The sequence below is a fragment of the Streptomyces sp. NPDC001157 genome (assembly GCF_053598255.1).
Map to the genome: position 1 here is coordinate 134,085 of NZ_JBSFJW010000025.1, position 11,575 is coordinate 145,659.

Annotated in this window: 11 protein-coding genes and 1 riboswitch; of the genes, 8 read left to right on the plus strand and 3 right to left on the minus strand. The window is 71.7% G+C overall.

Features of this window, described 5'->3' with window-relative positions:
• Nucleotides 1-39: 39 nt before the first annotated feature.
• The 5 genes from ACWDAG_RS33445 to ACWDAG_RS33465 are packed head-to-tail and all read left to right on the plus strand — an operon-like array spanning nt 40 to nt 7,091.
• Nucleotides 40-1,215, plus strand: a complete 1,176-nt coding sequence (locus ACWDAG_RS33445) for an ATP-grasp domain-containing protein (RefSeq protein WP_450699294.1) — start codon at nt 40-42, stop codon at nt 1,213-1,215.
• On the plus strand, nt 1,212-2,915 hold the full coding sequence (locus ACWDAG_RS33450) for an IucA/IucC family protein (RefSeq protein WP_450699295.1): 1,704 nt from the start codon (nt 1,212-1,214) through the stop codon (nt 2,913-2,915). The genes ACWDAG_RS33445 and ACWDAG_RS33450 overlap by 4 nt, the downstream gene beginning before the upstream one ends.
• Nucleotides 2,912-4,114, plus strand: a complete 1,203-nt coding sequence (locus ACWDAG_RS33455) for an MFS transporter (protein ID WP_450699296.1) — start codon at nt 2,912-2,914, stop codon at nt 4,112-4,114. The genes ACWDAG_RS33450 and ACWDAG_RS33455 overlap by 4 nt, the downstream gene beginning before the upstream one ends.
• On the plus strand, nt 4,114-5,886 hold the full coding sequence (locus tag ACWDAG_RS33460; RefSeq protein ID WP_450699297.1) for an IucA/IucC family protein: 1,773 nt from the start codon (nt 4,114-4,116) through the stop codon (nt 5,884-5,886). The genes ACWDAG_RS33455 and ACWDAG_RS33460 overlap by 1 nt, the downstream gene beginning before the upstream one ends.
• On the plus strand, nt 5,883-7,091 hold the full coding sequence (locus tag ACWDAG_RS33465) for a type III PLP-dependent enzyme (protein ID WP_450699298.1): 1,209 nt from the start codon (nt 5,883-5,885) through the stop codon (nt 7,089-7,091). The genes ACWDAG_RS33460 and ACWDAG_RS33465 overlap by 4 nt, the downstream gene beginning before the upstream one ends.
• A gap of 82 nt (nt 7,092-7,173) precedes the next feature.
• On the opposite strand, the gene ACWDAG_RS33470 is transcribed toward ACWDAG_RS33465, so the two are convergent.
• Nucleotides 7,174-7,467: a hypothetical protein gene (locus tag ACWDAG_RS33470; protein WP_450699299.1), complete on the minus strand. Its 294-nt coding sequence runs from the start codon at nt 7,465-7,467 to the stop codon at nt 7,174-7,176.
• Between the two features lie 172 nt (nt 7,468-7,639).
• On the opposite strand from ACWDAG_RS33470, the gene ACWDAG_RS33475 reads away from it, so the two are divergent.
• Both ACWDAG_RS33475 and ACWDAG_RS33480 read left to right on the plus strand, forming a co-directional pair.
• On the plus strand, nt 7,640-8,005 hold the full coding sequence (locus tag ACWDAG_RS33475; RefSeq protein ID WP_450699300.1) for a nuclear transport factor 2 family protein: 366 nt from the start codon (nt 7,640-7,642) through the stop codon (nt 8,003-8,005).
• A gap of 244 nt (nt 8,006-8,249) precedes the next feature.
• A riboswitch (ZMP/ZTP riboswitch) is annotated at nt 8,250-8,333 on the plus strand.
• A gap of 23 nt (nt 8,334-8,356) precedes the next feature.
• Entirely contained in the window at nt 8,357-9,205 is an 849-nt protein-coding gene (locus tag ACWDAG_RS33480) for a bifunctional 5,10-methylenetetrahydrofolate dehydrogenase/5,10-methenyltetrahydrofolate cyclohydrolase (RefSeq protein WP_450699301.1), read from the plus strand.
• Here the strand turns inward: ACWDAG_RS33480 and ACWDAG_RS33485 are convergent, their stop codons facing one another.
• Together ACWDAG_RS33485 and ACWDAG_RS33490 are read right to left on the minus strand one after the other, a co-directional pair.
• Nucleotides 9,206-10,180, minus strand: a complete 975-nt coding sequence (locus ACWDAG_RS33485) for a CU044_5270 family protein (protein ID WP_450699302.1) — start codon at nt 10,178-10,180, stop codon at nt 9,206-9,208. It abuts the gene before it with no gap.
• Nucleotides 10,173-10,733 (minus strand): RNA polymerase sigma factor, encoded by a 561-nt coding sequence (locus ACWDAG_RS33490; protein ID WP_450699303.1) that lies wholly within the window; start codon nt 10,731-10,733, stop codon nt 10,173-10,175. The genes ACWDAG_RS33485 and ACWDAG_RS33490 overlap by 8 nt, the downstream gene beginning before the upstream one ends.
• Before the next feature lie 105 nt (nt 10,734-10,838).
• On the opposite strand from ACWDAG_RS33490, the gene ACWDAG_RS33495 reads away from it, so the two are divergent.
• Nucleotides 10,839-11,575 (plus strand): cytochrome c oxidase subunit I (locus ACWDAG_RS33495; RefSeq protein ID WP_450699304.1); only part of this gene is annotated, 737 nt, incomplete at its 3' end.

Sequence of the window (11,575 nt, forward strand, 5' to 3'; positions counted from 1 at the left end):
CCCAACCCCCCACCCGCCAGCGGAAGTTGTTCATCAGCCATGCGCCTGTATCTGCTTGCCCTCAATCCGACCGACTCCGTCTCCGAGGGCTTCCTGCCCGCCGCCGCCCGGCTGGGCCTGGACGTCACCGTCCTCACCGACCAGCCCGAGGCCCACCGACGCGCCCATCCGGAGACCGAGGTCCTGGAGTGCGACGTCCGCGACCACCGGGCGGTCATCACCCGGATCTCGACGCACCACCGCCCCGACGCCGTCTTCACCAACAGCGACCACCTCCAGGCCCAGGCCGCCCTGGCCGCCGCCTACTTCGGCCTGCCCGCCAAGGACTGGCGGGCCGCGCTCGCCACCAAGGACAAGGCGGAGATGCGGCGCCGGCTCGCGGCCGCCGGCGTGGACACGGTGTGGTCGGCCGAGCTCACCGAGCCGATCGCTCCGGACGACGCGCCGTACCCCTGCGTCCTCAAGCCCCGTGAGGGCGTGGCCAGCGAGGACGTCGTCCTGGTCGACGATGCCGAGCAGCTGACCACGCACGCCAAGGACATCCTTCAGCGCCGCCCCGGTGCGGTCCTGCTCGTCGAGGAGTACCTCCCCGGCGAGCTGTACACCCTGGAGACGCTCGGTGACGGTCACGTCCGCCACGTACTGGGCGGCTTCCACACCGAGCTGTCGCCCCCGCCGTACTTCATCGAGGAGCGGCTCACCTTCGTCCCCGCCCATCCCGAACCGGTCGTCGCCCAGGTTCTCGCCCAACTGGACGCGCTGGGCGTGGGGTTCGGCGCCTGTCACACCGAGTTCGTGGTGCACACGGGCCGGGCCAGGATCATCGAGGTCAACTACCGTGCCATCGGCGACCAGTGCGATCTGCTGCTGGCCCGGCTGCTGGAGATACCGCTCTTCGAACTGATCCTCCGTACCCATCTGGGCGAGCGTCTCCCCGCCGACCTGGGAGCCCGCCCGGACGGCGCCGCGCGTCTGGAGTACCCGTGCGCCGACCGCGCCGGAACTCTGGCCGAGGCTCCCGAACCGCAGGAACTGACCATCGACGGCGTGCATCTGACGTACCGTCCGCTGCGGTCGGTGGGCGAGCGGCACGAGCTGTACCGCACCAACCGCGACTACCTCGGGGTCCTGCGGGCCGTCGGCACCGACCAGGCGACGGTGGACCGGGTCTCGGCCGACTTCCTGGCCGCGCAGCGCTGGGAGATCCAGCCGTGACCGCGCCGACCGTGACGGACACCAGCGAGGCGGAGCTGCTCACCCGCGTGCTCGGCGCCCTGCTGCGGGAGGACGTGGTCGGACTGCGCAGCCGCAGTACGCTCGTGCACCGGCCGGACGGCGACTGGCTGCGGCTGCCCACCACCGAGGACGCCCTGCTGCTGCCCGTCACCGAGGACGGCTACCAGTGCGAGCACCGCGCCCGGCTGCCCCTGCTCGTGCGCGAGTCGGACAACACGGAGCTGATCTCGTACGAGGCCGTACTCGGTGCGCTGCGTGAGCTCGCCGAGCCCGTGGACCGGGACGGCTTCGACGCGTTCGCCGAGGAGTGTCGTCAGACGCTGGACACGCTGCGGCTGCACGCACAGACCCGGGACGAGGTAGACCAGCGGCTCGTCGACCGGTACGGGGACGATCCCGCCCGGTGGACGGGCCTGGCGTACGACACTCTCGCAGCCCGCCTCGACCATCCCGTCTACCCGACGGCGCGCGGCCGCTCCGGCCTGTCGGAGGAGCAACTGCGGGCGTACGCACCGGAGTTCCACCCTCGTTTCGCCCTGCGCTGGCTCGCCGTACCGCGTGAGACGGTGACCCTGACCGGCCCGCTCCCGCAGCTGTGGCCCTCGCCCGCTCGGCTCGGACTGCCCGAGGTGGAACAGACCCATGTGGCGCTGCCCGTCCATCCGTTGACCGTGGGCGCGCCGCTCGACGAGGCGCTGCGGACCACCGGCCTCACCGGCCGTGCGCTGCTCGTGGAGCAGGCTCACCTCGAAGTCGTACCGACGCTGTCGATGCGCACGGTCGCGGTGGCCGCGGATCCGTCCCTGCATCTCAAACTCCCCCTGGCCACGGCCACGTTGGGGCTGCGCAACAAGCGCTCCATCAAACCCGGCACGCTCGTCGACGGCGCGGCGGGGCAGCGTCTGGTGGAGGCGGTGATCGCGCGCGAACCCCGTTTCCGGGACACGATCCTGCACGCCGACGAGACCACGTACGCGCACGCAGGGCACGAACTGCTGGCAGTCCTCTGCCGCCGCTTCCCGGCCGGTCTCGAACACTCCGTCGTCGTTCCGCTGGCCGCGCTCCTCGCCGAGGCGCCCGGCGGACGACTGGTCCTCGACCACCTGGCCGACCGCTTCTACGGCGGCGATCCACTGGCCCTCCTGGACGCCTGCCTGTCGTTGCTGTTCGACTGGCAGACCACCCTGTTCGGCTACGGCATCGCCCTGGAGTCGCACCAGCAGAACATCTCGCTGGTGCTGGGGCCGGGCAGCCTGCGGTTGCTGTTCAAGGACAACGACGGGCCCCGCATCAACGCCTCACGACTGGCGGCCGTGCTGCCCGGACCGTGGGGCTTCGACGACCGGCGGACGTTCACCGCCGGGGACGGGCCGGTCGCCGACGTGTTCGCCACCATCACCGTTCATCTGTGCGCGGGGGCCTATGCATTCGGGCTCGCCAAGCACCGGGACGCGCTGCTGACGCTCGTGCGCGAACGGCTCGCGGAGGCCGTCGACCGGCTCGGCGGCGAGGCGGGCGCGGTCCTGCGGGCCCATGTCCTCGATGCGCCGCGGTTGCCGGTCAAGGCCATGGTCACGGCCGGCACGCTGCTCAGCAAGGAGCGCTCGGGCGCCGCGGACGTCAACAAGCACTACACGAGCGGCCCCAACTACCTGCTGCCCGACGGGGGTTCCGCATGAGCGCCGAGACCCTGCGGATGCCGGGTACGGCGTTCACCCGCGGCCATGTCCACGCGGTCGCGGGCTGCTACTTCGTGGCCTCCTTCGCGGCGCTGGGGCTCCCGCCGTATCTCACCGAGATCCTCCCGGAGCTGGGTGACCGCCACGCCCGCTGGGCGGGCGTGCTGTACGTCGTCCCCACCGTGTTCGGTGCGCTGGGCGCCCCGCTGTGGGGACGGCTCGCCGACCGCTACGGCCGTAAACGACTGCTCCTGCGCGCCCAGTTGGGGCTGGCCGTCGCCTTCCTGCTCGCGGGCTGGGCGGACTCTCTGGCCACTTTCACCGTGGCACTGGTGCTGCAAGGCATCCTGGGCGGCACGTTCGCCGCGTCCAACGGGTACCTGGGCGCCGCGTTGGAGGGGCCCGCGCTGTCCAAGGCGCTCACCCTGATGCAGGGCAGCGCGCGGGCCGCCCTGGTCGTGGCCCCGATCGTGGTCGGCTCGCTGTCGGGCTGGCTGTCACCGCACCGCCAGTACGCCCTGCTCGCCGTACTGCCGCTGGCCGCGGCCCTGTTGCTGGCGGCACTGCCCGAACCGGAGCCCGCCGCGCAGGAGTCGGAGAACGCGCTTGAGACGACTGCCGCGGACGAGCCGCCGGTGATCTCGCTCAAGGCCCTGTACGCCTTGGAGTTCGCCTTCGTCTTCTCCACGGTCATCTCCTTCCCCTACTTGATCGCCCTCGTCGACGACCGCCTCCCGGGCACCTCGCCGACCCTGTCCGGCGTGCTGTTCGCCCTCCCCCACCTGTGCTATCTGGTCTCGGCCCTGGCCGTGCACTCCGCCTTCCACAGCCGCCCCCGCACCGGGATCGCGCTCGGGTTCGCCTGCATCGCGCTCGGGCTCGCCGGACACGGGATCGCCGGCTCCCTGCCCACCCTGATCGCCGTACGGCTGCTGCTGGGCGCGGGCCTCACCCTCGGCCTGGTGTGCCTGTCGGTGCTGGCCGCCGACTGCGCCAAGGGCCGGGCGCCGGGCGGGATGTTCGGCTCTCTGGAGTTCTTCTCCAAGGCCGGCGCGGTCGCCGCCGGAGTGGCCGCGGCGGCGGGCAGCGCCCGATTCGGCCCGGCCGCACCGGTGCTGACCGGCAGCGTGGCCGCAGCCGTCACCGTACTGGCCACTCTCCTCCCCCCGCTGACCCCCCGCACCCGCAGGAGCCACTGATGCCCTCGCTGATCCGTCCGCAGACCTCGTCCGGGGGGACCGCGATCTCGCTCTGCTCGCCCGGCAGCAGCGCCGCGCCCGCCGCGCTCCCCTCGGCCGACGACGCCGTGGCGCACACGCTCCTCAACTGCCTGCTGCGCGAGGTGTCGGGACCCGAGCACCAGTCGGTCGTCTCCGACGGCCGGCTGCTGCTGCGGCTGCCCCGCCGCGGAGTGCTGCTGCGGGTCGCGCTGCGCCGCACCTCGCTGCTGGGCGCGCACCGCTTCACCGGTCCCGTGAGCGAACAGGGCGATGACGGCTGGTCGGAGGTGGACTGGCGGCGCCTGGCCGAGTACACGCAGGACGAGCTGTCGCTGCGCACCGGTGTACGCAACGAGGAGTTCCTGGAGCAGATCGCCTCCAGCCACGACGCCATCACCACCGCGCTCGCCGCCGCACGCCCCGCCCGCCTCCCGGACGACCGGCTCTCCGCCTACCTGGCCTCCGAGCAGTCCCTCCTCTTCGGGCACCGCTTCCACCCCACGCCCAAGGCCCGCACCGGCGACCCGCGCGCCTGGTCCGCGTACGCGCCCGAGGTCGGTGCCTCCTTCCCGCTGCGGCACCTCGCCGTCCGTGCCCACCTGATCGCCGAGGAGTCCGCCCACCCGTCGGCGACCGCCCCGCTGGACGGGCTGCGCACAGACGTACCCGAGGGCTACCGGCTGCTGCCCGCCCACCCCTGGCAGTACGAGACGCTCCAGGCCCACCCGGCCCTGCGCGCCGCTCTCGACCGCGGCGACATCCTCGACCTGGGCCCCGGCGGGCACCCCTTCGCGGCCACCGCCTCGGTGCGCACCCTGTACGACGGGGAGACCTTCCTCAAGTTCAGCCTGAACGTCCGGATCACCAACTGCCTGCGGAAGAACAGCAGTTACGAGCTGTCCGGCGCCGTCGCCCTGACCCGCGTCCTGGCCCCGGCCCTCGCCGACCTGGCCGAACGCTTCCCCGGCAGCGCCGTACTGCGCGAGCCGGCCTACCGCACACTGGCCCTGCCCGGCCCGGACGGCACCCCCGACCGCGATCTGTTCGAGGGCTTCGGCGTCATCGTCCGCGAGGGCCTGCCGCGCCGCCTCGCCCCGGGCACGGTTCCGCTGCTCGCGGCGGCCGTCGCCGACGAGTACCCGACCGGCGCCGCCCACGTCTCCCGCCTCCTCGACGGAGCGGACGTACGCACGACCCTCGCCTGGTGGTCGTCGTATCTGGATCTGCTCGTCCCGCCCGTCCTGGCCGCGTACTTCGACCACGGCCTGGTCCTGGAACCGCACCTGCAGAACGTCCTGGTGTGCGTCGGCGCCGACGGCATGCCGGCCCAGGTTCTCTTCCGCGACCTGGAGGGCACCAAGCTGGTCCCCGACCACCACGCCGAGACGCTGGCCGCGCTGCCGCCGGACGTCGCGGGCCCGATGACGTACGACGCGCAGCGCGGCTGGGACCGGGTGGTCTACTGCCTGCTGGTCAACCATGTCGCCGAGCTGCTCGCGGCTCTCGCCGATCTGCACCCGCAGGCGGAGGCGGCCCTGTGGGCCCGGGTGCGCGCCACGCTCCAGACGTACGCCGACCGCCACGGCTGCCCGCCCAGGCTCGCCGCCCTGCTCGCCGGGGTGCCGCTGCCCGCCAAGGCCAACCTGCTGACCCGCTGGGAACGCAAGGCGGACCGGGACGCCGGCTACGTCCGGCTGCCGTCCCCGCTCGCCGAGGACGTCCTGCGCGACACGACCGGGAGCGCCCGATGACCGACCCGACGGCAGCGGTCCACGACCGCGTCCTGTCCCTGCCCGGCACCGAACTGCCCGCGTACATCTACGACTTGGCGGCACTGCGGGCCCATGCGGCCGCCGTCCGGGCCGCGCTGCCCGACCGGGTCGAGGTGTACTACGCCGCCAAGGCCAACCCGGAGCCGGAGATCCTCGGCGCGCTCGGACCCTACGTCGACGGCTACGAGGTCTCTTCGGGCGGTGAACTCGCCCACGTCGCGGGGACGGTGCCGGACCGGCCGCTCGCCTTCGGCGGTCCCGGCAAGACGCCGGACGAGGTGCGGACCGCACTGGAGCTCGGCGTCGAGCGTTTCCATGTGGAGAGCGAGTACGAGCTGCGCATGCTGGCCGAGCTGGCGCGGACATGCGCGCCGGGGCGACGGGTGGCGGTGCTGGTTCGCGTCAACCTGCCGGTCGCGGACGGGGCGCTGGCGGGCAGCTCACTGGCGATGGGGGGCCGTCCGACGCCGTTCGGCCTGGATCCGGCGCGGGCCGTCGACGTCATCCGGACGCTGGCCGACGGCATGTATCCGCACCTCGAACTACGGGGCGTGCACGCGCACTTGGCCAGTGGGCTGGAGGCGACGGAGCAGCTGGCGGTGGCCGAGTCCGTGGTGTCCTGGGCGACGGGCCTCGGTGTTCCTCTCGCCGAGGTCGACGTCGGCGGCGGGATGAACGTCGACTACACCGATCCGGAGCACCGCTTCGACTGGTCCGCGTACGGCAGCGGTCTCGCCCGTCTGACCGAGGCGCACCCCGGGCTGACCCTGCGCATCGAGCCGGGGCGTGCCCTGACGGCGTACTGCGGCTGGTACGCCACCGAGGTGCTGGACGTGAAGCGCAGCCACGGCGAGGCGTTCGCGGTCGTCCGCGGAGGCACCCATCACCTGCGGACCCCGGCGACGAAGGGGCACGACCAGCCCTGTTCCGTGCTGAAGGTGGATGCCTGGCCGCATCCGTGGCCGCGGCCGGCCGCCGAAGGCGAGCAAGTTACCCTGGCCGGGCAGCTGTGCACGCCGAAGGACGTCCTGGCCCGCCGGGTAGCCGCGCCCGGGCTCAGGGCCGGCGACCGGGTGGTGTTCTCGCTGGCGGGCGCCTACGCGTGGAACATCTCCCACCACGACTTCCTGATGCACCCCCGGCCGGGGTTCCACTTCCTTCACCCTTCAACCGCCGGGCTGTGATCAGCTCACCGGCACAGCGAAAGGGCCGCCCGGAGAGGGGCGGCCCTTTCGCTGTGCGGGACGTTCGATGCGACTCGGCGTGTTACAGCATCCCCGGCATCCCACTGGCGGCTCCCATGCGGGCGACCCGGTCCAGCTGCTGGAGGTTGTTCAGGCGGTTCAGGTTCTGGATCTGCTGGGACGGGCGCGGCACCTCGGCCCTGCGCTCCGCCGGGATACCGCTCTGGGCGAGCGAGTCGAGCGTGGAGATCGGGTTGAGCTCGCTCGCATCCTTGTTCTGGATGGTCGCGTCGGACGCACTGGCAAGCGGCGCGGCAAGGGCGGTGATTCCTGCGGCGAGACCAACGGCGGCGACGATACGTCGTGTTGAGATCATGCTCCCCACAACGGCACCGGGCCTGCGGCGGTCACGGCCGCGCCACGCCACTCACCCATCAGGGGCAGTGGTCCGACTGCGCTTGCCGAGGCTGCCGCGGCGGAGGAGTCTCGGAGGAGAGGCCCCGCGCGGCCCGCAGCTCCTCGGGTCGCGGCCCTCGAAGGAGGTCATCATGGGCACCACGGCAACTCCCGGCTTCAGCGCCGACACCCTGCGCAAGGGGGTCGAAGGACACACTGCGGCGGATCTTCTGTCGCTCTACGCGGACGACGCGCAGATACGCATCGTGGACCGCAACACCCAGCCCAGCCAGCCCAAGGTTCTGCGCGGTCGCCAGGAGATCGGCGCAATGTTCGAGGACATCTACAGCCGCGACATGACGCACAAAGTCGACCAGTGCATCGTTCAGGGCGACCACGCCGCCTACAGCCAGTCCTGCCAGTACTCGGACGGGACGCGTGTCCTGGCCGAGTCCATGATCACGCTACGTGACGGCAAGATCGCCGAAGAGGTTTTGATCCAGGCATGGGACGAGTAGGAGGCAGAACCGCGAGGGTCCAGGTCACCACCCGGTTGACCTGGACCTTCTCGGCCCGTGCGGCACTGGGTCGGGTGCGTCCGGCCCGGCCCCGGACGGGCACGGCACAACGGCTGGCGTCGGTGGCCCTGCTCCGCTCGATACTGAGAGCGAGGCGGTCCCGCCCGCTTCCTGCTGCGCGCAGACGGCGCGTCCTGCACCGGTGAGAGCGGCTCACGACTGCCGTGGCGGCTCGGTTAGTCTGAGCGCGGGCCGTGACTGGCGCTGAGGTGGAGCACCACCGGGGAGCGGCCACGCAGAGTCGATGCCGTGCGCCTGGGCGATTCGGTCACACCAGCCCAGGAGTGGATCATGTCCCAGGCCCGGCTCATCGACGGCACCTCCCTTGCCCGGCGCATCGTCGAGAACACCGCCAAGCGGGCGGCCGACCTCACCGAACGGACCGGAACGGCGCCCTGTCTGGCGACGGTTCTGGTCGGCGAGGACCCCGCCTCCGTCACCTACGTCCGGATGAAGCGGAACCGCTGCCGCAAGGCCGGTATCGAGTCGCGCCAGGTGGAGCTTCCCGCCGCCACGACCACCGAGGAACTCGTCGGCGCACTGCGCTCCCTGTCGGGCGACCCCGGTGTGCACGGCATTCTGCTGCAGCACCCGATGGGCGAGCACATCGACGAGCGGGCGGCGTTCGAGGCGATCGCGCCCGAGAAGGACGTCGACGGCGTCACCTTCGCGTCGTTCGCGACGATGAGCTTCGGCCTGCCGGGCTTCGTGTCGTGCACGCCGGGCGGCATCATGCGGCTGCTCGACGAGTACGGCGTCGACCCGTCAGGGAAGCGGGCCGTGGTCGTGGGCCGCAGCGCCATCCTCGGCAAGCCGGCCGGCATGCTGCTGCTCGCCCGTGACGCGACGGTGACGTACTGCCACTCCCGTACCCGGGACCTGTCCTCGGTCGTGCGGGAGGCGGACATCGTGGTCGCCGCCGTGGGGCGGCCGCGGCTGATCCGGGGCGAGGACATCAAGCCCGGCGCGGTCGTCATCGACGCCGGCTACAACCCGGGCAACGTCGGTGACGTCGACTTCGACTCCGCCGTGGAGCGGGCCGGGCTGATCACTCCGGTGCCGGGCGGTGTCGGTCCGATGACGATCGCCATGCTGCTGGAGCAGACCGTCGATGCCGCCGCCCTGCAGCTCGGGGTGTGATCAGCGCATCCAGGCGCTGTAGTCCATGACATCGCCGGCCTTGACGCCGTACTGCGGCTCCGCCCTGGTGAAGACGGTCTCCAGGCCGAGCACCGCACCGGTGGACGGCTGCATGATCAGCATTCGTCGGTAGCCGTCGCCCTTGTACTCGTACGCCTGGCCGCGCCGTCCGAGCCGGTCCGTGACCTGGCCGACCGGCCGCAGCCCTTCGGTGCTCGCGAGCAGCCGGGCGAGCGTCGCGGACTCGCGGGCGCCGAGGGTCCAGTGGTCGAGCAACACCCCGACGGCGTCGAGGAGTTCGGGGGTGGTCAGCTCGGTGTGGGTGTACGTGGCCTCCTGGAGGTAGGCCCGCAGCCGTGCCGGGTCGTCGGGCGGCGGCGACTCGGGCGGCGCGTCGCTCCAGCTCGGCGGATAGGTCTGCCTGCTGATGACATGGCCGTCCTCGACCAGGTGCGGTTCGCCACCGTCGTCGCGCAGGACCGGCCGGCCGGGGTGGCGCGGGTCGGTCGCGACCACGAGTTCGGTGTGGCTGTCGTCGGCCTTCCAGCGCACGACGCGCTCCTCCGGGAGCGTCACCGGGGGCTTGTCGTCGCTCATGCCGAGGCTCCAGGACTGCACATGCGTGCCCCTGCGCAGCTTCGGCGCATCCTCCGCCGTGGCCTGCCGCTGTGCCCGGTCGGCCAGTACCCGAAGGGGTACGGGGGTGGAGTCGGCCTGGACGACGAGCGGGCGGGGTGCGGCGATCGCGGGGGTGGTGCCGGGGCCGCTGAGCAGCAGCGTCAACGCGGTCGCTGCGACGACTGCGGTGGCGGCGAGGCTCCAGACCAGCCGGGTGCGGCGGCGAGCCGTGGTGCGTTCGTGCAGCAGCCGGTTGAGCCGGCGTTCGGCGTCGTGGTCGAGGGGGCCGTCACCGTAGCGGGGGCCGTCCACCGGCACCGGGTTGGCGCGGCGCAGGAGTTCGAGTTCGTCAGCCATGGCCGTGTCCCTTCGAGGGGGTCGCGTCGGCGGAGGTCACGCCGGGGCGCTGGGGACCCATGCGGTCTATCTCGGCTCTCAGCCGGCGCCGGGCGCGGTGCAGCCGCATCGATGCGGCCCTTGTGCCGCAACCGAGGGCGACGGCGATCTCGTCGATGCCCAGTTCCTCCCATGCCGTCAGGCGCAGTACCTCCTGGTCGGCCTCGGAGAGGCGGGCCAGTGCCTCGTGCACCCAGGCGCCCGGGGCTTCCGTGTCGGGGCTCGCCACGATCTGCCGGCCGTGCGCGGTCTCGTCGTTGCCCAGCCGGTCGACCAGCCGGCGGCGCCGCCCGTAGCCGCGTACCGCGTTCGCCAGGCAGTTGCGTGCCACGCCGTACAGCCAGGGCAGCGGGGACCCGGGCAGGTCAGCCCGGCGTCGCCAGGCGACCGTGAACACCTCCGCCACCACTTCCTCCACCTCGCTGGTCCGCCCGTCCAGTCGCCGCGCGACATAGCGGCTGACCGCCCAGTAGTGCTCGCGATAGGCAGCGGCGAAGATCTCGTCGTTGCTCATGTTCCGTTCGTGTCCGGCACCATCCGGATCGTCACACCTGTTTCCGTGATTCTCCTCGCGTCACTCGAGTGTGACGGGCGTGCCCGGATCGGACACAGGCGGGGCATGAGGCACCTCAAGTGGCTGACGACCACCGACCACAAGACGATCGGGACCCTGTACCTGGTCACGTCGTTCGCGTTCTTCCTGATCGGCGGCGTGATGGCGCTGCTGATGCGCGCCGAGCTGGCTCGACCTGGTCTGCAGATCATGTCGAACGAGCAGTTCAACCAGGCGTTCACGATGCACGGCACGATCATGCTGCTGATGTTCGCGACGCCGCTGTTCGCCGGCTTCGCCAACTGGATCATGCCGCTGCAGATCGGCGCCCCGGATGTGGCGTTCCCCCGGCTGAACATGCTTGCGTACTGGCTCTATCTCTTCGGCTCGACCATCGCCGTCGGCGGTTTCCTCACCCCGCAGGGCGCGGCCGACTTCGGCTGGTTCGCCTACTCCCCGCTGTCGGACGCGGTCCGCTCGCCGGGCGTCGGCGCCGATCTGTGGATCATGGGTCTGGCCTTCTCCGGCTTCGGCACGATCCTCGGTGCGGTCAACTTCATCACCACCACCATCTGCATGCGCGCGCCGGGCATGACCATGTTCCGCATGCCGATCTTCACGTGGAACGTGCTGCTGACCGGTGTCCTCGTGCTCCTGGCCTTCCCCGTGTTGGCCGCGGCTCTGTTCGCGCTGGAGGCGGACCGTAAATTCGGTGCGCATGTCTTCGACGCGGCCAATGGCGGCGCGCTGCTGTGGCAACACCTCTTCTGGTTCTTCGGCCATCCAGAGGTGTACATCATCGC